The sequence below is a fragment of the Burkholderia sp. FL-7-2-10-S1-D7 genome (assembly GCF_001524185.1).
GTDB lineage: Bacteria > Pseudomonadota > Gammaproteobacteria > Burkholderiales > Burkholderiaceae > Burkholderia > Burkholderia diffusa.
The window spans coordinates 200,259-220,473 of sequence record NZ_LOWY01000014.1 but is presented as its reverse complement, the minus strand read 5'-3'; the positions used below and the strand labels follow the sequence as shown (position 1 = coordinate 220,473).

Annotated in this window: 14 protein-coding genes and 4 pseudogenes; 15 read left to right on the top strand and 3 right to left on the bottom strand. The window is 59.5% G+C overall.

Annotation, left to right across the window (positions count from 1 at the left end; genetic code table 11):
* The first annotated feature begins 11 nt into the window (after positions 1–11).
* The 6 genes from WS75_RS05500 to WS75_RS05475 all read left to right on the top strand — a co-directional run bounded on the left by WS75_RS05500 (position 12) and on the right by WS75_RS05475 (position 6,848).
* Positions 12–893 carry an alpha/beta hydrolase gene (locus tag WS75_RS05500; protein WP_257129326.1) on the top strand — a complete coding sequence of 294 codons (882 nt, stop codon included), beginning with the start codon at positions 12–14 and terminating at the stop codon, positions 891–893.
* Between the two features lie 38 nt (positions 894–931).
* Positions 932–2,395 carry a class I adenylate-forming enzyme family protein gene (locus tag WS75_RS05495; protein WP_218919264.1) on the top strand — a complete coding sequence of 488 codons (1,464 nt, stop codon included), beginning with the start codon at positions 932–934 and terminating at the stop codon, positions 2,393–2,395.
* Between the two features lie 97 nt (positions 2,396–2,492).
* Entirely contained in the window at positions 2,493–3,341 is an 849-nt protein-coding gene (locus WS75_RS05490; RefSeq protein WP_257129325.1) for an SDR family oxidoreductase, read from the top strand.
* A gap of 147 nt (positions 3,342–3,488) precedes the next feature.
* A complete protein-coding gene (locus WS75_RS05485; protein WP_059679509.1) occupies positions 3,489–5,126 on the top strand; it encodes a GMC oxidoreductase in 1,638 nt (545 codons plus the stop codon).
* 245 nt (positions 5,127–5,371) lie between these two features.
* Positions 5,372–6,100, top strand: a complete 729-nt coding sequence (locus WS75_RS05480; RefSeq protein ID WP_059679508.1) for an OmpW/AlkL family protein — start codon at positions 5,372–5,374, stop codon at positions 6,098–6,100.
* A gap of 223 nt (positions 6,101–6,323) precedes the next feature.
* A complete protein-coding gene (locus WS75_RS05475; protein ID WP_059679507.1) occupies positions 6,324–6,848 on the top strand; it encodes a DUF2147 domain-containing protein in 525 nt (174 codons plus the stop codon).
* Between the two features lie 588 nt (positions 6,849–7,436).
* On the opposite strand, the pseudogene WS75_RS33315 reads toward WS75_RS05475, so the two are convergent.
* Positions 7,437–7,594: pseudogene (locus WS75_RS33315) on the bottom strand (IS3-like element ISBvi4 family transposase); the annotation flags it as partial.
* 123 nt (positions 7,595–7,717) lie between these two features.
* On the opposite strand from WS75_RS33315, the pseudogene WS75_RS05465 reads away from it, so the two are divergent.
* Positions 7,718–8,094, top strand: a pseudogene (locus tag WS75_RS05465) (transposase); the annotation flags it as partial.
* A 33-nt stretch (positions 8,095–8,127) separates the two neighbouring features.
* On the opposite strand, the gene WS75_RS05460 reads toward WS75_RS05465, so the two are convergent.
* Positions 8,128–9,251, bottom strand: a protein-coding gene (locus WS75_RS05460) for an IS3 family transposase (RefSeq protein ID WP_156429713.1) whose coding sequence is annotated in 2 segments (ribosomal slippage) — positions 8,128–8,990 and positions 8,990–9,251 — 1,125 coding nt in all. Because the reading frame shifts where the segments join, the coding sequence is not laid out codon by codon here.
* 239 nt (positions 9,252–9,490) lie between these two features.
* On the opposite strand from WS75_RS05460, the pseudogene WS75_RS05450 reads away from it, so the two are divergent.
* From WS75_RS05450 to WS75_RS33310, 7 genes and pseudogenes are all read left to right on the top strand, one after another.
* Positions 9,491–10,507: pseudogene (locus WS75_RS05450) on the top strand (AraC family transcriptional regulator).
* Between the two features lie 346 nt (positions 10,508–10,853).
* The gene (locus WS75_RS05445; RefSeq protein WP_059679732.1) at positions 10,854–12,542 is read left to right on the top strand and encodes a tannase/feruloyl esterase family alpha/beta hydrolase; all 1,689 of its coding nucleotides are present in this window, start codon (positions 10,854–10,856) and stop codon (positions 12,540–12,542) included.
* Between the two features lie 1,004 nt (positions 12,543–13,546).
* Entirely contained in the window at positions 13,547–14,272 is a 726-nt protein-coding gene (locus tag WS75_RS05440) for a nitroreductase (RefSeq protein ID WP_179948879.1), read from the top strand.
* A 14-nt stretch (positions 14,273–14,286) separates the two neighbouring features.
* Complete coding sequence (locus WS75_RS05435) at positions 14,287–15,939, top strand: AMP-binding protein (RefSeq protein ID WP_059679731.1); 1,653 nt, start codon at positions 14,287–14,289, stop codon at positions 15,937–15,939.
* 116 nt (positions 15,940–16,055) lie between these two features.
* On the top strand, positions 16,056–17,024 hold the full coding sequence (locus WS75_RS05430) for an NADPH:quinone oxidoreductase family protein (RefSeq protein WP_059679504.1): 969 nt from the start codon (positions 16,056–16,058) through the stop codon (positions 17,022–17,024).
* A 440-nt stretch (positions 17,025–17,464) separates the two neighbouring features.
* Positions 17,465–17,893, top strand: a pseudogene (locus WS75_RS05425) (alpha/beta fold hydrolase); the annotation flags it as partial.
* Between the two features lie 162 nt (positions 17,894–18,055).
* On the top strand, positions 18,056–18,256 hold the full coding sequence (locus WS75_RS33310; RefSeq protein WP_156429712.1) for a hypothetical protein: 201 nt from the start codon (positions 18,056–18,058) through the stop codon (positions 18,254–18,256).
* 62 nt (positions 18,257–18,318) lie between these two features.
* On the opposite strand, the gene WS75_RS05420 is transcribed toward WS75_RS33310, so the two are convergent.
* Positions 18,319–18,948, bottom strand: coding sequence for a TetR/AcrR family transcriptional regulator (locus WS75_RS05420; RefSeq protein WP_059679730.1), 630 nt, complete (start codon positions 18,946–18,948; stop codon positions 18,319–18,321).
* A 132-nt stretch (positions 18,949–19,080) separates the two neighbouring features.
* Between WS75_RS05420 and WS75_RS05415 the strand changes: the two genes are divergently transcribed.
* Positions 19,081–20,163, top strand: coding sequence for an alkene reductase (locus WS75_RS05415; protein ID WP_059679503.1), 1,083 nt, complete (start codon positions 19,081–19,083; stop codon positions 20,161–20,163).
* The last annotated feature ends 52 nt before the right edge of the window (positions 20,164–20,215 follow it).

The following is a 20,215-nucleotide window of genomic DNA, read 5'->3' as shown; positions in this document are numbered from 1 at the left end:
CGCGCCGGGAAGTGCAGTTCGTCTCCGGCGAAACCTACTGCACTGCGTGGCTCTACCTGCCGGTCGGCGTGAAGCAGCCGCCGGTCATCGTGCTCGGGCACGGGCTCGGCGCGGTTCGAGAAATGCGTCTGGATGCCTATTCCGAGCGGTTTGCAGCGGCAGGCATGGCCACATTGGCGTTCACGTATCGCTATTTCGGCGACAGCGGTGGCACACCCAGGCAACTGATGTCTGTGAAACGTCAGCTTGCCGACTGGGACGCGGCGCTGGATTTCGTCAAAGGATGTGCCGACGTCGACGGAAGCCGCATCGCGATCTGGGGGAGTTCGTTCGGCGGGGGACACGTCATTCGCGTGGCCAGCCGTCATCCTGAACTGCGCGCAGCGATTAGCCAGTGTCCTTTTACAGACGGTCTGGCTTCCGCGGTTGCGTTGGGCGCGCGGGCATCGATGCGCATGACTCCTGTCGTCATGCGTGATTTCGCGGCGAAGCTGTTTGGTCGTCCGCCCGTGATGGTACCAATAGCCGCCATGCCCGGCCAGCCGGCCTTGATGAACGCACACGATGCGCTGTCGGGCTACTTGGCGTTGGTGCCCAAGGGACTGAAGTTCGTCAATCACGTAGCGGCGAGGGTGATTCCTGAAATTGCGACTTACCGGCCCGGACGCTCGGCTCAGAAGGTCAGGTCGCCCATCCTGTTTTGTGTCAGCACGACGGATACGGTTACTCCGGCGGACCGGACCATCGCGCTGGTCAAACACGCCCCGCGCGGCGAAATCAAGCTGTACGGTGCCGGCCATTTCGACTTCTATCTGGGCGAACCCTTCGAACGCCTAGTGTCTGACCAGGTTCGATTCTTGACCGAACACCTGCTCGGATCCTCGGCGCGCTGATTCGGATGCTAAACGTACCAAACTATCTAGAGAGAGCAATGATGCGCTTTTCCAAACTTCCCGACCTGCGCGCGGCGTCGGCGCCCGACGCGCCATGCATCGCGGACTCCTCTACCAGCCTCACCAACAGCGAGTTTCACGCCAGGATCGTCGGGGCGGCAGAGGTTTTCGCAGATCTTGGCGTACGGGCGGGCGACGTCGTCGCCGTCATGCTGCCGAACCGAGTGGAGTTCGTTGTGGCGATGTTCGCCGCATGGCGTCTGGGCGCGGCGGTCACGCCTGTCAAGCCCAGTCTGACGAGCAAGGAGGCCACCCATCAAATCGTCGATTCTGGTGCGAAGCTCGTCATCGATGTGGCCGGTAACGAGGTCGTTCCAGGCATTAATTCCTTGCCGGTTGCAGCACTGCGGAAGGTAGCGCGCGACCCCCGGGAGCCATTCGACAATCCTGCAGCACTGGCATTGCTGATCTACACGAGCGGCACGACCGGCCTCCCTAAAGGCGTGATGCTGGATCACGCCAACGTCGAAGCCATGTCGGAAATGGGACTACGCTCGCTCGATGTCACGTCGGCGGACCACAGCATGCTGGTTTTGCCGCTGTTCCATGTCAACGGCATCATAGTCAGCACCCTCATGCCGCTTCTCGCCGGAGGCCGCATCACGTTGCGCGAGCGGTTTGACATCGACACATTCTTCGACGACGTCGAGCAATGTCGACCGACGTTCTTTTCCGGCGTACCGACGATCTACGCTTTGCTCAACGCACTGCCTGATCATGTGAAACCCGACACGTCGAGCCTGCGGTACGCGATTTGCGGCGCGGCACCCGCGCCGGCGGATCTGCTAAAAAGCTTCGAGACACGCTACGGGTTTCCGTTGATCGAAGGGTACGGACTGTCGGAAGGCACCTGTGGTTCGACCATCAACCCATTAGACGGCATGCGTAAGGCCGGCACAGTTGGTCTGCCTTTCGCCGGTCAACGGATTGCGATCGCCGATCCAGACGGAACGCACTTGCCGCAGGGTTCGACTGGCGAAGTGCTGATCCAGGGCCCCAATGTCATGCGCGGCTATCTCGGCAGGCCCGAGGAAACGGCGCGGACCATCGTCGACGGTTGGCTGCATACGGGTGACATCGGGCGTATTGATGAGGACGGTTACCTTTCCATCGTCGGACGCTTGAAAGAGATGATCATTCGTGGCGGCGAAAACATCTATCCGAAGGAAATCGAAGACGCGTTGTCCGAATTCCCGGGTGTGCTGGAAGCGGCGGTTATCGGCGCCGCCGACGAGACATTCGGCGAAATCGTCGTTGCCTACGTCGCATCCCGCCCGGGATTCGCGTGCGTGGAAGCTGAACTACAGGAACACTGCGCAGGCCGTTTGACACGCTACAAGCGACCGGTGGCGATCAATGTCATCGACAGCCTCCCGAAGAACGCGGTGGGGAAGATCGACAAGTTGAAGCTACGCGACATGTGGTCGACCTCCAGCAGATGATCCTCGCCGATAAGCCGGGAGCGGCGCTTGCATCGAGGGAACGCGCCGGTGGCGAGCAAGCCTGGTTCATCTCCGACCGATGAAAGAGACTATCGACATGAAGAAGCACTTCACCATGGCGAACGGCAGTCGTGCGCCGCGGCCGCCGGCTGACGACTACGGCGCGGCCGGCCGCCCCTCGATCTTCGTTACAGGCGCAGCTTCGGGGATCGGCCGCGCGTGCGCCGAGCTGTTTGCGCGGCACGGATGGTTTGTCGGCCTGTACGACATCGACGCGGACGGCGCGGCCGCAGTCGCTGCCACTCTAGGGCAGCCCAATACCGTCTCTGGTGTGCTGGACGTGAGCGATCCGCAAGCATGGCAGCGAGCGCTTTCGGAATTCTGGACGAACAGTGGCGGACGGCTCGATGTGCTGCTCAACAATGCCGGGATACTCACGTCCGGGCGATTCGAGGACGTGCCGCTGACCCGACACTACGCGATGTTGAACGTCAACGTCCGGGGCATGGTCACCGGCTGCCACAGTGCGTTCCCGTATCTGCGAGAAACGCCGCGCTCCCATGTAATTAATATCGCGTCGGCGACTGCGATATATGGCCAACCGGCGCTCGCGACCTACTCAAGCACCAAATTCGCCGTGCGCGGATTCACCGAAGGGCTCGATCTCGAGTGGGCCGAGTTCGGCATTCGCGTGAGCGATATCTGGCCGAGCTTCGTCAACACCGCGATGGCCAAGGGCTTCAACCACCTCCACAGTGCGAAATCGCTCGGGATCCGGCTCGTGCCGTCGGACGTCGCTGCAACCGTATGGGCCTGCGCGACGAGCAGAAGCTTGTTCCATCGGACTCACTGGACAGTCGGCTTGCAAGCGAGAATGCTGGCGCTCGCCACGCGACTCGCGCCGTCCGCACTCACGCGGTGGGTCGTCCGGCGCATTGCGCAGTGAGCGGAACCTAGATCTGGGGCTCGCGCGTCGGTTCAGCTGTGTTCGCGCGGCCGGCAATACGTTGCGGCTCGAAGCCGAATCCTGGATGTCCCAGCGTGCCCGCCGGCAAAGCAACGAGCGATTGAACACGGAGAAAGGGAATTTACTTTGATTAGTACTACTTTAGATTTTGACTGGATCGTGATCGGTTCAGGATTCGGCGGCAGTGTTTCGGCGTTGCGCCTGGCGGAGAAGGGCTATCGAGTTAGCGTAATCGAGCGCGGCCGGCGCTTTCGGGATGAAGACCTGCCCGAATCCGCGTGGCAACTTGGCAGGTTCCTGTGGGCGCCCATGCTCGGCCTGAAGGGCGTCATGCGTATGCGCGTGTTTCGTCATGTGTTCTTTCCCAGCCAGTCGGCAGTCGGCGGCGGCAGCACTGTCTATGGGGGCGTGTTGTACCGTGCGCGTCGACGCTTCTTCGACGATCCGCAGTGGCGAGAACTTGGCGACTGGGAGCGACTGCTCGAACCGCACTACGCGGTGGCCGAGCACATGCTCGGCGCTAGGACCGTGCCGTTCAACTCAACCAATCAGCGTTTGGCACGGGAAATGGCGCGGCACTTCGGCAAAGAGGACGGCTTTGTTCTCTCTCCCACCGGGGTGTATTTCGGCGAACCAGACAAGACTGTCAAGGATCCCTATTTCGGGGGAGAGGGCCCCGATCGCACCGGTTGCACGCGGTGCGGCGCCTGCATGGTGGGGTGTCGGGTCGGTGCCGTGAATACGTTGACGAAGAACTACCTATGGTTCGCAGAGCGGCACGGCGTGCGGATCGCGGCTGAGCGTGAGGTCGTCGACGTGAGTCCGCTTGGGGCCGCCGACGGCAGCGACGGGTATCGTGTAGTCTCCCAACGTTCCGGCGCGTTGCTGGGCCGCCGGGATCGCCAGGTACATACCGCGCGTGGCGTGGTTTTTGCGGGCGGGACACTGGGGACCAACGAACTGCTTGCCACCTGCAAGTTCGGCGGCTCGCTGCCGCGGATTAGCAACCGCCTCGGCGAGCTGGCGCGCACCAACAGCGAGTCGGTTCTGAATGTTCGTCTTCCCAAGGATCTGAAGACCTGGAACGACGTCACTGCTAGCAGCAGCGTGCGCGTGGACGACGATACTCAGATCGAGTTCCTCACGTATGGGCGCCACGCCGACCTCATGGGCCTGATGTACACGGTCCTGGTCGGCAACGGCAATCGCCTGACACGCCCGTTGAAATGGCTCGCCAACATCGTCCGGCATCCACTGCAGTGGCTCGGGACGTTGTGGCCGAAGGGATGGAGCCGCCACATGGTCACGCTGCTAGTGATGCAGGCACTGGACAACGCAATAGTGCTGCGCGCGAGGAAGCGGTGGATAGGGCGGGGTTACCGCCTCTCGACCGAACAGAATCGCGACCGTCCCAATCCGACGTACATCGAAATCGGCAATCGAGCAGCCCAATGGCTGGCCAGCCGCACCGGCGGCGTTGCTCAAAGCAACGTTCTAGAAGCCCTGGCGAACATCCCAACCACTGCCCATGTGCTGGGCGGCGCCGTCATCGGCGCAAGTTCCGCGTGTGGGGTGGTCGATACGCACATGCGCGTTTTCGGATATCAAAACATGCTGGTGTGTGACGGTGCGGCAATGCCAGCCAATCCTGGAGTCAACCCCGCTTTGACAATAACTGCACTGGCCGAGTACGCGATGGCACAGATACCGGCAGCGAGCCCGGAGCGGCACGATGAATCGTCCGAGCGCGAGGCCGCGCGATGAACGAGATCACTGGACGAAGCCGAACGTGTCACGCGTGTGCTTCGCGCGACGTGATTCATCGAATCGGATCGCCGATCGTCATCGAAAGTTGGTCGACGCGTTTACCGAGTGTCGCGCGAGGGAAAACCGCATATAAAAGTTGCGACCGCATGTCGATGCGCGCCGGATAGCGCCAGCCGCCCACCTCGCAATCGCCGTGCCGCTTCACTCAATCAGTCACATATGCCAAAAACGGAGGAGACAGGATGTTGAAGAATAGAGCTTTTGCAATTACTGCCGTGCTGCTGACGACCACGACTGCACACGCGCAAAGTGCGGGAGATCTCGTCGTGAACGCCGGCTGGTTTCACTTCGCGCTGCAGGATTCCAGCCGACCACTCACGGTTTCCGCATTCGGCACGAGCGCGACCGTTGCAGGCACTGGCGCGTCGGTAGACGATTCGGATACCTTCGGGCTCACCGCGACCTACTTCATCACGGATCACATTGTCGCGGGCGCCGCTCTCGGCATACCACCGAAGTACAGGCTGACAGGCACGGGATCACTCAGTACGCTTGGACGGATAGGTTCTGCATACGAGTGGAGCCCGGCGCTGCTACTGAAGTACTACTTCAACGATGCCACAAGCAAATTTCGCCCTTACTTTGGCGCGGGCGCGTCGTACGTCTGGTTCAGCGGAGTGAAACTGGAACCTGCTACTGCCAGCGGTGCTTTCCTGTATTCGCCGACGTTCGGTCACGCGCTGGAAGGACCGACCACCGCCAAGCTGAGCAGTTCGTTCGCGCCCGTTATTAATGCGGGACTCAGCTACAACATCAACAAGCACTGGTCGCTCGATGCGTCGCTCTCCTATATGTGGCTTTCTTCCCGGGCCACGCTGACGACGCAGTCGCCGCGTGGCGTCGTGACCAGCAGTACGAAGCTCAAGCTCAATCCTGTTGTTTCCTTTGTATCCGTCGGGTATCGGTTTTGATGTTCACTCGTGTCGTACCAGGTGGTGACGTACCGTGTCCTCTACCGCCTGAATCGATCCGGGAAAACGAGCGGCAGGCTTGTGCCGGTCGTGGTGCGGCATTCCGATGAAACCCTCGCTCGTGCGTCTCCATTTCGAATTCGTGGGGCGCACGACATTTTGCCAACTTCATGCCGCCGCTCGAACGAAGCGGCGGACGAATAACCAAATAGGATGACGCGTTATGCATTCTTCGAACCATGTCGACACAAAGCCCACCGGCGCTGTCAAGCGAGGCTGGGCTAGCGTGACAATCGCAGGCGCGCTGCTGACATGTGCGGTGCCAGTTTTTGCCGACGTCTCCGGCACGCCGGTCGGCATATGGCAGACGATCGACGATCACACTCACCAGCCCACCGCACTCGTACAGATTTCGCAGAACGGTGACGGTACGCTCAGCGGCAAGATAATCAAGGGACTCAATGCAAACGACGCGCCCGAGCGCCGCTGCACGAAGTGTACCGATGAACGCAAGGACCAGAAGATCCTGGGCATGACCGTCATCCGGGGTATGCGGAAGCAAGGCGACGGATGGGACGGTGGCAGGATCCTCGATCCGATGAACGGCAACGAGTACAGCTGCAAGATGCGTGTCGAGGCCGGGGGGCAGAAGCTTCTGGTGCGCGGCTATATTGGTGTGTCGTTGCTTGGCTGCTCCCAGATTTGGACCCGCCATGACGATGCTGCCGAATCGGACGCGCAGAACTGACTTCGTGAGTGGCGAGCACCGCGTCACACTTGTTAGGCGCATGGCGTCACGCCTCTGTTCCCTGTCCAATCAAAGCGCATGAGCGTGCTTTCCGAATCGCGTCACTGCGCGTTATCGCGATGCAGGCCCGGGGCAACGGACACGGCAAGTTTGATGGCACGGAGAGGCTGGACTACGCGGACTTCGTGCCAAAAGCGCTCGAGTTCCTTGGCCAATAACTTTGGAGATGGCGCCCATAAGGGCGCTCGATCCTCCCAGACAGACTGGCGTAGTGCGGAGAAAGACAAGTTTGAGGCGGCAGCCGGCTAGTTTCCCGGTTCGTACCGAACATGATGCCAGTCATTAATTTTCGGACATCAATAATCATAAGTACTCCGTCATGAATGATGGGTCAGTTTTGCGTGGACATCAACACTCAATATTTCGGCCCGACCGACGCCAAAGACCTTGATCTTGGACCGTTAACGGCTATCCCCGAATGGGGCATGGACAGTTTGGAGTCGAACGAAGAAAAAGGAGAACCATAGTCGACCCCGCAGGGAACATCGGTTGTCGGAGCCCTTGTGTTCTATGAAATCCAACACCTTCCACCGGATAGTCCTGTCGCATTTGTTCAATCACGCCGTACCTCACCGCGACTCCTTCGCGAAGTACGTCGCGAACTTTTTTAGGAGATCGCGCTCCATTTTGACCTCGGCCAGTTCGCGCTTGACCTGCACCAGCTCGGCCTCGATTTCCGTTGACCTGCCCCCGGTTTTAGTCCGAACTGCAGTTAGAGTCCGAGGTTAAAATTGAGCGGCCCCCAGTAAACAGTGCCATGATGTAAGCGAGTTTTCGGCGGACTTTTTCAGTATGAAAGGAGCCGTACGATGAAACGCAAGCGCTTCAGTGTCGAGCAGATTGTGGCGGTGTTGAAACAGGCCGAAGCAGGCATGCCGGTAGCGGAACTGATTCGTCACGTGGGCATTTCGGAGCAAACCTTCTATCGCTGGAAGAAGGTGTATGCCGGTTTGCAGACGGACCAGGTGCGACAGCTCAAGCAGCTTCAAGACGAGAACGCCCAACTGAAGAAGGTGGTCGCGGAGCTGACGTTGGACAAGGCGATGCTGACTGACGTATTGAAAAAAAAGTGGTGAAGTCCTCGCCGCGGCGCCACGTCGTGGATTATCTAAAGTCCGCCTATGGAGTAGCAGAGCGGCGTGCCTGTCGTCTGGTGGCCATATCGCGCTCGGTGTACCAGTATCGTGAACGGTCCCGGTTTTCAGTGCCAAAGGCAATGTTAGTCTTCGGCGTTCTGTTGGTCCGTCAGTTGGGCCTGCAGGCCCAACTGACGGACGTATTCGGCAGGCGGCACTTCACCGAGAGCCCTGTGAGGCCGACTCTCGTTGTATTCGACCCGCCATCGTTCAATCTGCTCCCTGGCATCGGCCAGCGATGTGAACCAGTGCACGTTCAGGCATTCATCGCGTAGCGTGCCGTTGAACGACTCCACGAATGCGTTATCCGTTGGCTTGCCGGGCCGGCTGAAGGCAATCTCGACCTTGTGATGGTAAGCCCACAGGTCCATCACCTGACTCGTAAATTCCGAGCCGTTGTCACAAAACAGCGTGCGGGGCGCTCCGCGTTTGCTCCTCAGTTCATCCAGTGCACGCACGACATCTGAAGCGCTCAATTGCTGACCAACATCGATGGCTAGTGCTTCGCGCGTAAAGACGTCGATGATGGTCAGCGCGCGGAACCTCTGGCCGTTCGAAAGCTCGTCGGCGACGAAGTCCAAACTCCACGCCTGATTTGCCGCCGTCGACTTTGCACGTGCCGGGCGGCTCATCTGCGCACGTCGCTTGCGATTTGGTCTGTAGCGCAGTGACAGCCATTCCTCACGATACAGACGGTACAGCCGATTCTTGCTGACCTGATAGCCCTCCCGTAGCAGCAGCACGCGTATCTTGCGGTAACCATAGCGCACCCGCGTCGCCGCGATTTCACACATGCGCTGCCGCAATGCAGTCTGCGGGTCGCGGTGGCTGCGATACTGGTACACCGAGCGCGATATGGCCACCAGACGACAGGCACGCCGCTCTGCTACTCCATAGGCGGACTTTAGATAATCCACGACGTGGCGCCGCGGCGAGGACTTCACCACTTTTTTTTCAATACGTCAGTCAGCATCGCCTTGTCCAACGTCAGCTCCGCGACCACCTTCTTCAGTTGGGCGTTCTCGTCTTGAAGCTGCTTGAGCTGTCGCACCTGGTCCGTCTGCAAACCGGCATACACCTTCTTCCAGCGATAGAAGGTTTGCTCCGAAATGCCCACGTGACGAATCAGTTCCGCTACCGGCATGCCTGCTTCGGCCTGTTTCAACACCGCCACAATCTGCTCGACACTGAAGCGCTTGCGTTTCATCGTACGGCTCCTTTCATACTGAAAAAGTCCGCCGAAAACTCGCTTACATCATGGCACTGTTTACTGGGGGCCGCTCATAGACCTCTTCATGCGTGGGCCCATCGGACATATTGGGCGGGGGCATGTGTCGCCCGCCAGCGTTCTTCGTCCGATGACTGCCCGCGGTCAGGCGGGTAACAGGTTTCGCTTGCGCTCGGCAGCGAGTAACATCCGTACACTTTCTGTGGGTGAGCCAGACCATGAATGACGCTCAAGACAAGGGTACAACTTCTATAAGCCTGGTACGTGAGGCAATTCTCGTGGCGACACAACGGGGTCTCGATGTGTCTGCGGTCCTCCAGCACGCTGGAATCGCGGCAGAATTGTTGAATGCACCGCGGGCCCGTGTGCCGGCGTTGGCCTTTTCGCGCCTGTGGGCGGCTCTGGCCGACTTGGTGGACGACGAGTTCTTTGGTCTCGACAGCCACGCACTGCGCCGGGGTAGTTACGCTCTGATGTGTCACGCGGTGCTGCATTCGGACAATCTGGAACACGCGCTGCGCCGCATGCTGAAGTTCCTGCGTGCCGTTCTCGACGACATTCACGGGGAGTTGCGCTCCGAAGGCGAGCATGCAGTGATCATCCTGCATGACGATGGGCGGACACGCCGGCTCTTTGCCTACGGGACGTGGTTCATCCTCGTGCACGGTTTTGCATGCTGGCTCGCACGCAGACGGATTCCACTGATCGAGATGAGGTTTCGCGCGTCCGCACCGATCGATGACAGCGACTACCGCATGCGCTTCTGCGAGGACGTGACGTTCTCCGCGGAGGAGACCCTGATCCGCTTCGATCGCAGTTTCCTCGACCTCAAACTGTCCGGGACGGAAGCGAGCCTGCGTGCATTCCTGGAAAATGCACCCGCCAATATCCTGGTCAAGTATCGCAATGAATCGAGCGCTACGGCCCTCGTCAGGCGCCGACTAAGAAGCCAGGCCCCGGACGATTGGCCCGACCTCGACGCACTATCGCGATTACTGAATCTATCCGCGGCCACTCTGCAACGCCGTCTGCTGGCCGAAGGCACGAACTACCGGCAACTCAAAGACTAACTGCGCCGTGACATCGCCATCGAGTTGTTTTCCAGCAGTTCTCTCACGGTCGCTGAAGTCGCTGCACGGACTGGATTTCAGGAAACCAGTGCTTTTCACAGAGCCTTCCGGAAGTGGACGGGAGTTAGCCCGGGAATGTACCGCCACGGCAAGTCGGACTCGTAACGTTAGCACTCGAGCGTTGCTCGAAAGCATAGCTGCCGGAGCCAGGCAAAGCAAAGCCGTGCAACCGATGAATCGCATATAGGCAAGCAGCGCTGAAGCGGCATTCCACTCATCCTCGTTTGAATTCTCCGGATGATGGGCAGCCTACACACGAAGCAGAACGAAAGCCCCGCGTGTCCACACACCTCATGCAAAGTGAGGTCGGTGGGCATGGATTGGTGTCCCAGCCAGGGTGACACTGCAATTGTGTTCGGCAAATCAGCACAAACCTCGCGCCCGGTTACACAGAGTAACCAGAGTTGGCTCGACGAGAGCCCGCGGTAACAAAAATTATATGGAGACGAGAATGAGAACCCGGTTCAGAATCCGCCGAAGCCCGGCTATTGTGAGTGTTCTATTCGCAGCATCGGCCGTTACCGTATCTGGTTGCGGCGGCAATGACGCGGCACCGACAAACGCCGCTGTCGTGACGCCAGCCGCGAAGTGCAGTGCGTTGACTGGTATGACTGTTCCTTCCAGCTCTATCGGGTTGCCGACAACCGGTGCCACTGTCGTGTCCGCGACGCTCGTTTCCGATACCAATTCTGCTAATAGCAATGGTGAGTACTGCAAAGTTCTCGGAACTATACATCCGGTCGATTTCAATGCACCCGATATCCGGGTAGAGGTCGACCTTCCGAGTAACTTTAACGGAAAAGCTGTTCACTTCGGTGGCGGGGGATTTGACGGCACCATTGCCGATACCGAGGGCTCACCCGCTGACGGGTTCTTAGCCGGGGCAGAGCCCCTAGGCGTCAGTACACCCTTGCGCAGGGGTTACGTGACGGTGGGAAGCGACAGCGGGCATGAGGGAAACCTCCTGGACGGTTCGTTTGCAGCAAACGACGAGGCACTCGCCAACTATGCTGGTGACCACATCAAGAAGACTCATGATTTCGCAGCCTACATTGCAAAGACACGATATGGCTCCGATTTCGTGCACAGTTATTTTATTGGCGGCTCGAGCGGCGGACGACAAGCTTTGATTGCGGCACAACGGTTCCCGCAAGACTACGACGGTATCATTTCGACCTTTCCCGCGTCGGGAATAACAGGACTATGGCTCCAGATGGGCAGAATCTCGCAATCTCTGCTGGCACCTGGAGGATACATCACGCCTACGAAAGGCAAGGCAGTTCTCGCAGCCGTCATGAAGCAATGCGACGCTCTGGATGGCGTCGCCGACGGCATTATCAGTAACCCTGCAGCATGCGCGTTCGATCCAGCAGTGATTCGCTGCGCCGGCGGGGGCGACACCGGTGATAGTTGCTTGTCAGACGCGCAAATCAATACGCTAACCGCCGCTGGCACACCGCTTAACCTTAGTTTCAATCTGGCAAACGGCATACAGACATTCCCTGCATATAACGCGTTCACTGGTGCGGACTTTTGGTCCACTGGCTTGGCTTGGGGCACCTCAGCCGCAGATGCGATAGTAGAGCCTGGGGTGATCGGCAAGAGCGCGTTTTTTTACACGTTTTCAAATGACATGCTCCGGTTCGCAGTTGCTCGCGACGCTGGCTTAAGCATTCTAAATTTCAATACTGCCAACCCGGGATCATTAACCTCGCGCATTCAGGCGGTGAGCGCGCTCATGGACAGCACCAGCACTGATTTGAGTCAATTCCAGACTCGCGGCGGCAAGATCATTCTCCAGCACGGACAAGCAGACCAGTTCATTCCGGCGCAATTGTCGATTGATTACTATAACCGGCTGGTATCCCGATTCGGGCAGGGGCCACTTAGCCAATTTCTGAAGTTCTACCTGGTTCCGGGCGCGGCCCACAGCGTCGGCGGACAGTTCAATGGTTCATATGACGGTCTAACGGTGTTAGACAACTGGGTGACAAAAGGAGTTGAACCCAAAGATCTGACTATCACCGACCTGACTCCGGCAACAGCCGGACGTACGAGGCCCATGTGCGAATACCCGCAGTGGCCCAAATACATCGGTGGGGACCAGAATCTGGCAGCGAGCTTCTCGTGCTCGAATTAGTCCTGTTCGCCGAGCGTGCCAATCGGTCGTGCCGGGCGGCTCTCTTCCGCCCGGAATTGACGGCGCTGACGCAACCGGGTCCGCCCGTTACCGCCCGATGCAAATCACCCCGTCAACGATCCGCAGCGGCATCTGGCTTGTGGCCACACTGAGCGGGCTTACGACATTTCGTTGCGCAGGAACCTTGCGTAGATCCGCTGCTCGCACATTCGGCGCTCTGTAGCGCGCGGCTCGGCTATCTCACCGAGCCTATCCGCAGCGTCCATCTTTACGCCCGTACTCAGACCAATAAACGAATAGCCAGTCCAATGCAGACAGTCGCAATGTTCGCGTGGTTCGCCCGATGGACTGCGGCAATCCGTCGTCAAGAGAAGCGATTTCTCCAACTGGAAATCGGGACTCTCGCGTGACAGAGATCTGGGCTGCCGCCGGTAGCGTAACGCCGCAAACGTGGGTGTTCGGTGACCTCATTCAGGTTGAAGTTCGCGGACATGGACTGCGAGCCGCGTCCGCCTGACACTGGTTGCAGCACGACGGCAACTGTCGATCGGGCGCGATAGGGTCGCACCATCGATGGCGCCCTCAGACCGCGCGAATTTCATGCACGACATTAAACCCAAGGAGACGACATGAACCAGATAGCCGTGTGCTCACTCGCCGATCTGGCGAGATTCACTCGCTTTCATACCCTTGTCCTGTTCTGGTGTGTCCGGTGCTCATTGGTTGGCTCGTTTCCCTGAAGTAGCCGATGGAACAGAATTTCATGGCAATCGGCCTGCCTCAATGGCACGGCTGCGGTGACGCTGATCAACCAGACGCATGCCGACTCGCATCGCTCAAACAGCGCGCCTGTTGTCGCGGTTCAGGGTAACGCAGGGCACTGACGCTTCTGCCATCACAGCTTGGTCGGCGAGATTCTTCCGAACAACACCGCTCGTATGGAGCTCTAGCTCAATAAACGCCACGTGGCTCAGTACAAAGCAACTTTCAATACCGACATCGAAATGGACCGTCTATCTCCTGCTCCCTTGAACTCGTTTGGCGACGTGGCGCGAGCCGTCGATTGGGCGCTCGTCACGCGGCGCAGCGTCCGTGCTTTCCTGCCCACGCAGGTTCCTCGCGAGGAAATCGAGTCCATCCTCGACGTGGCTCGCTTCAGCGCAACTGGCGTCAACATCCAACCCTGGCATGTGCATGTTGTAACAGGCGCGAGGAAGTCCCGCCTGTCTGCCGCTATCAACGAAATCAACGACGATCCTAGCCAGAGCTCCGGCCTGGACGAACCCTACGATTACTACCCGCGCGAATGGATCGCGCCATATGTGGACCGCCGGCGTGCGGTTGGTTGGAACCTATATGGCCTCCTAGGCATCGAGAAGGGTGATAGGGAGCGGATGCACGCCCAGCACGGTCGCAACTACCGCTTCTTTGATGCACCCGTGGGCCTGTTCTTCACGATTGACCGGGTCATGCGTGAAGGAAGTCTGCTCGACACGGGGATGTTCCTGCAAAGCGTCATGATCGCCGCTCGAGCTCGGGGCCTCGACACGTGCCCGCAGGCGGCTTTTAACAAGTTCCACCGCGTCATCGCCAGTGAACTGTCCATTCCCGACAACCAGATGTTGGTGTGCGGAATGAGTCTGGGCTATGCGGATCACAGCTGCATCGAGAACACTCTGGTAACAGAGCGCAGTCCGGTCGGCGATTTCACTACTTTCTATAATGAATGAATGGAGACAAAGTCATGAGTGCAACGGCCTATTCTCGAGGACTTGAGAAGAACGCGGCAAACCATGTTCCATTGACGCCCTTGACCTTTCTCGATCGAACCGCCGACGTCTACCCGAATCGAACCGCGATCGTTCATGGCGACTTCCGGCAGACGTGGTCGAAAACGCGCGAGCGTTGCTATCGCTTCGCGTCGGCGCTCGTTCAGTTGGGGATCGAACCGGGCGACACGGTGTCGATCATCGCGCCGAATACCCCCGCCATGCTTGAGGCCCACTTCGGCGTCCCTCTCTCGGGGGCCGTTCTCAACGCCATAAATTGCCGCCTTGATGCTGACGGCATCGCATTCATTCTGCGCCACGGAGAATGCAAGCTCCTGCTCGTGGACCGCGAATTGGCTCCTCTGGTCGAGAAAGCATTGCTGTCGGTTCCCAATCCGCCGCGCGTGATCGACATCAACGATCACGAAGCACCCGACGGCCCCGCCATCGGGGAAACTGATTATGAGTCGCTGCTGGCGAGCGGCGACCCGGCATTTGCAGGCCGCCGTCCGGTCGACGAGTGGACCCCGATCGCCTTGAACTACACCTCGGGCACCACTGGGGATCCGAAAGGCGTCGTTCCGAGCCACCGTGGCACCTATCTGATGAGCCTGTTGCAAATGACAAACTGGCCGCTCCCGCGTGCGCCGATTTACCTATGGACGCTGCCCATGTTCCACGCGAACGGCTGGTGCTTCACATGGGCGATTACGGCAGCGGCAGGAACGCATGTCTGTTTGCGCAAGGTGAATGCCGCGAATATTCTCTCCGCCATCGCCGAACACGGCGTCGATCATTTTTGTGCGGCACCGATTGTCCTCGCAGGCATCGCGAGCGTGCCCGAGTCGGAACTGCAGCCTTTGCCTCATCGTGTGCGGGTCCTTACCGCCGGCTCGCCGGCGCCGGCAGCGGTTCTGGAGGCCGTTGGCGCTAGGGGTTTCGACGTCGACCACGTCTTCGGAATTACCGAGATCTCCGGCACCCCCATCAGTTGTGCATGGCACGACGAGTGGGATACGTTGCCGCCGGAGCAACAAGGGAAATTGAAAGCTCGGCAAGGTGTACGCGCAGCAGCGTTCGAAGAAATGTCGGTCACCGATGCCGCGACGCTTGAGCCGGTGCCCGCCGATTGCAAGTCTAGCGGTGAGGTTCTGGTCCGGGGGAATACGGTAATGATGGGATACTTCAAGAATCCCGAGGCAACGGCGAAAGCTTTCGGCGGCGGCTGGTTCCATACCGGAGACCTTGCCGTCGTCCATCCTGACGGCTACATCCAGATCACGGACCGCTCCAAGGACGTCATCATCTCGGGTGGAGAAAACATATCGTCCGTGGAGGTGGAGGAGGTCATCTATCGCATGCCGGGCGTCCTGAACGCCGCCGTAGTCGCGCAGCCGGATGATAAATGGGGCGAGACTCCTTGTGCGTTTATCGAGCTGAAGCCCGATGCTCCGGGCCTCACGGAGGAGGATGTAATCTCGTTCTGTCGGCAGCGACTGGCGCATTTCAAATGTCCACGTCGAGTGATTTTCGGCGAATTGCCCAAGACCGCTACCGGGAAGATCCAGAAGTTTCGTCTGCGCGAGCAAGCGGGCAGCCGGGAAGCGATTACCAGATTGGCCGGATGAAGCTGCTGGTCCGCTAAGCGCACCATGCACTGTAAAGTGCGAATAGAGTCAAGTGCGGCTGTAATAGCGCGTATTCATGGACGAGCTGGTAACGGTGCTCGAGATGGAGGTAAGGCATGCAAAGCTTCTCAGGGACAGAGTTCGATCTCGGCTCCTACGCGTTGGTCGATGAGCCGTTGCCAGAACCCGGTCCCGGGGAACTGCGAGTTCGCATCGAAGCAACGGCTCTTGGCTTCGTTGACGGGCTAATGATGCAAGGCCACTATCAGATCAAGCCGCGCTTGCCTTACGTCCCCGGCGGAGAAATTGCTGGCGTGGTTGACGCCGTCGGTTCGGGCGTGACGGTACCACTTGTCGGTGAACGTGTCGTCACGTGGCAGCTGGGGGGAGGCCTGGCGGAATACACGGTGGTTGACGCCGCTGACGTGGACATTGTCCCGGGCGGCCTACCGATGCCTATTGCCGCAGCCATGCTGGTCGACTACCAGACGGCACACTATGCATTGTTCGATCAGGGACGTTTGACGGCCGCCGATACGCTGCTGGTGCTTGGAGCGGGTGGTGCGGTGTCGTCGGCCGCCATTCAGCTAGCAGTGCATGCCGGGGCTCGTGTGATTGCGGCGGCTTCGAGCGAGTTCAAGCGTAAAGTGGCACGTGAGCTAGGTGCAGTGGCTGCGATCGACTACTGCCTGCCGGATTGGCGCGATGCCCTCAAGAGAGTGGCGCCAGAAGGCGTCGACGTCGTACTCGACCCTGTCGGCGCAAACATGTTGGAGCCGGCATTCCGCTCGCTGGCCAAAGGCGGCCGCTATCTCGTGATCGGATTTGCGGGCGGCGCCATTCCGTCGCTCCCAGTCAACCTCGCGCTTCTCAAGAACGCCACCCTGCATGGGGTCGATGTGCGGTATTTCCTGGCAAACCGGCCGAAACAGGCGCGGCGTGTACGCACTGCGCTGTTTTCGATGGTCGCCCGCGACTACCTTCGACCACCTGCGACTATCGCTTTCCCTCTCGCAAACGCAAGGGACGCTGTGCTGGCAACATTTGACCGAAGTAGGCGCGGGAAAATCGTCGTGCTGCCCTGAGCGTCGTCGGTGCGAGCGACGCTGGGATTCATGCGCTCAAAGCCGGGTACACGATGCCACGCTACGCGCATCTGGTCACAGGTATTGAACACCTTGAGCGTCTCTCTCGCCCGTGACCGAACGGTCAATCGGACCGACGCAATGGTACGGACGATGAGCGCTGTAGCGGGAGCCCCAACAACGGGTTTGCGGCCATCGATTGACACTTTTCCCCAAGGCGCGTGAGGCTAGCCCAAGCCGAATGCCGCGGCGATCCCGAATATCAACGCCCACATCCTGTGTCGATCTCAAAGAATTCAAGCACCAGCGGGACTGGAAGTACTGATCCCCGCGTGGACGGGGATCGGATGGCCAACGCATCCTCAGCATTCTCCAGACGCGTTGCGGGGTCGCGCAACTGAATGGTGTCTAGACCATCGATACGTGGCGACATTGCGGCCATCAGTGCCGTGACCGGCGTTACCTTCTACGACATGCTTCGAGGGTACCTTGCTGGCACGGATCCGAAGCAGTACATGTTCTTCACCCGTACACCAAACGGCATTGAAGCAGGAAAAGCGCGTCTGGCGCGTTTGAAGGAGCGTTCGGAAAGCCGAGACAAGAAAATCTCCCTGACCGCATTTAGGGCTCAATTGGAGGCGATTCGCGCATGGGGCCGGAAAGAACCAGAGAACCTATCGCTGGTGCAGAACCCGGTGTTAGTTGTCAACGGCGATAGCGATCGGATGGTTCCAAGCAAGAACTCCGAGGAATTGGCGCGGCGCCTGCCGAACCGCACGCTCATCATCTACCCAGACTCGGGCCATGGTGGAATGTTTCAGTTCTACGCGGACTTCGTGCCAAAAGCGCTCGAGTTCCTTGGCCAATAACTTTGGAGATGGCGCCCATAAGGGCGCTCGATCCTCCCAGACAGACTGGCGTAGTGCGGAGAAAGACAAGTTTGAGGCGGCAGCCGGCTAGTTTCCCTCGTTCGCACCGAGCATAGTGCCAGTCTGTCATTTTTGAACACCAAGAATCATAAGGATTCCATCATGACCGATACTTCCCGCAGTCGCACATCTGCTGCAGGGCAGGCCGAAATATTCAAAAAATGGGTTCAATCTTTCGGCGCGTCTGATCCCAGGGATCTCGACCTCGGAACGTTAACGGCTATCCACGCGTGGGTCATGGACGGTTTAGAGCCGAATGATCAAAGACAAGAACGGCAGTCGGCCCCGCGCGAGTATCGGTGATTAGACATTGCCCGTTCCATGAAATCCAAAACCGTCCCGTACGGGGCTATCGGTGCCCCATGTCACGTTTGCTTAGCGGGGCTGTGATTACCATGATCGTGCGCCGGATCGCGTGCTGTCGCCGACGGCCCCAGTGTCGCGAGAATCTTGTCGCGGCATACCGTCAGGATTTCGTCGGCCAGTGGAGAATCGTCCGGGCATGCGCGCGACAACACAATCGCGCCAACCGCATGCGCCATGATGTCGAGGCAGCCGGCTCGCGCCTCCGCCGAGTCTACGCCGTCTGACGAATCACGTTCCTGGACCAACGCCGCCAGCAGTTTTTCGATGCCGTCCGCGAAGATGGCCCGGACCTCTTCGGGTTGACGCGCGGCATCCCCACCCAGCGCGGCCATCGTGCAGCCGGTTGCGCGCGAGTCGCGGTGTTCGCGCGCGAGATACAGTCGCACGAACTCCGCTGCGTCCACCCCAGCCGACAGCGCAACGGTCTGCGCCATGCCGCAGGCCGACGATTCCGCCATCAGATCGGCCTTTGAGCGGAAGTGCTTGTAGAAGCCGCCGTGGGTGAACCCGGCTGCGCTCATCAGATCAGCAACTCCGACCCCATCAAAACCGCGCTCCCTGAACAGCGTCGACGCTGTTTCAACAACGTGGGCCCGGTTGGCCTGGGCCTGTGCCTTGGTGACTTTCACTTTTCCTCTCCGTGGGCGCATTCCTGTCTGATGGCCTGACTATACATTGATGTTGGTCGTCATCAAAGTATTGACACGTTAGATTATGATCGTCATTATTAAGCCATTCCCACCACCCGACGCTGGAACGACATGTCAGAGAAAACGCTTTTCGAGCCGTACGCCGTCGGTGGCCTGACGCTCACCAATCGCATCGTCATGGCACCGCTGACCCGCAACCGTGCCGGCGCCGGGCAGGTGCCCAGCGAGCTTGCCGCGACCTACTACGCGCAGCGCGCGTCGGCTGGCCTGATCATCACCGAGGCCACTCAGGTTTCGGCCCAGGCCCAGGGCTATCAGGACACGCCCGGCCTGTACACGCCCGAGCAGATCGCCGGCTGGCGGAAGGTCACGGACGCCGTACATGCGAAGGGCGGACGCATCTTCGTGCAGCTCTGGCATGTGGGCCGCGTCTCGCACACCGACCTGCAACCTGGCGGTACGGCGCCGGTCGCGCCTTCCGCCATCCGCGCCGAGACGAAAACCTTCGTCAACAACGGATTTGCCGACGTGTCCGAACCGCGCGCGCTGGAACTCGCCGAGTTGCCGGGCATCGTGAGCGACTTTCGACAGGCTGCGGCCAACGCGATTGCCGCCGGTTTCGACGGCGTGGAAATTCACGGCGCCAACGGATATCTGCTGGAGCAGTTCATCAAGGACGGAGCCAACCAGCGCACCGACGATTACGGCGGCTCGATCGAGAACCGTGCGCGCCTGTTGCTGGAAGTAGTCGCCGCAGTGGTCAGGGAAATCGGCGCAGAGCGCACCGGCGTGCGCATTTCGCCGGTTTCGCCGGCCAACGGCATTTCCTGCAGCGATCCGCAAGCGCAGTACGACTACATCGCCGAACAGCTCAGCGCGCAAGGCATCGTCTATCTGCACGTGGTCGAAGGCGCGACTGGCGGCCCACGCGATGTGGCGGCATTCGACTATGACGCGCTGCGCCGCCGTTTCAAGCAGACCTATCTGGCCAACAACGGATACGACCTGGAATTCGCCACCACTCGACTCAACGAGGGTAGAGCCGACTTGTTCGCGTTTGGCCGTCCGTTTATCAGCAACCCGGACCTGGTCGAACGCCTGAAGCACGGCGCACCCCTGACGCAACTCAACCCGGCGACGCTCTATGGCGGTGGCGCGGTGGGCTACATCGATTACCCGACGATTTCCGGCTAAGCCTCGTGGTCTTGATCGAGCCTCCGCCAGAAGAACCCTTGCAAAGGAAAGT

What these genes read in the sequence shown, in the direction of transcription:
- WS75_RS05495 (WP_218919264.1), top strand. Translation starts at nt 932, where the DNA reads ATGATGCGCTTTTCCAAACTTCCCGACCTGCGCGCGGCGTCGGCGCCC.
- WS75_RS05490 (WP_257129325.1), top strand. Translation starts at nt 2,493, where the DNA reads ATGAAGAAGCACTTCACCATGGCGAACGGCAGTCGTGCGCCGCGGCCG.
- WS75_RS05480 (WP_059679508.1), top strand. Translation starts at nt 5,372, where the DNA reads ATGTTGAAGAATAGAGCTTTTGCAATTACTGCCGTGCTGCTGACGACC.
- WS75_RS05475 (WP_059679507.1), top strand. Translation starts at nt 6,324, where the DNA reads ATGCATTCTTCGAACCATGTCGACACAAAGCCCACCGGCGCTGTCAAG.
- WS75_RS05445 (WP_059679732.1), top strand. Translation starts at nt 10,854, where the DNA reads ATGAGAACCCGGTTCAGAATCCGCCGAAGCCCGGCTATTGTGAGTGTT.
- WS75_RS05440 (WP_179948879.1), top strand. Translation starts at nt 13,547, where the DNA reads ATGGACCGTCTATCTCCTGCTCCCTTGAACTCGTTTGGCGACGTGGCG.
- WS75_RS05435 (WP_059679731.1), top strand. Translation starts at nt 14,287, where the DNA reads ATGAGTGCAACGGCCTATTCTCGAGGACTTGAGAAGAACGCGGCAAAC.
- WS75_RS05430 (WP_059679504.1), top strand. Translation starts at nt 16,056, where the DNA reads ATGCAAAGCTTCTCAGGGACAGAGTTCGATCTCGGCTCCTACGCGTTG.
- WS75_RS33310 (WP_156429712.1), top strand. Translation starts at nt 18,056, where the DNA reads ATGACCGATACTTCCCGCAGTCGCACATCTGCTGCAGGGCAGGCCGAA.
- WS75_RS05415 (WP_059679503.1), top strand. Translation starts at nt 19,081, where the DNA reads ATGTCAGAGAAAACGCTTTTCGAGCCGTACGCCGTCGGTGGCCTGACG.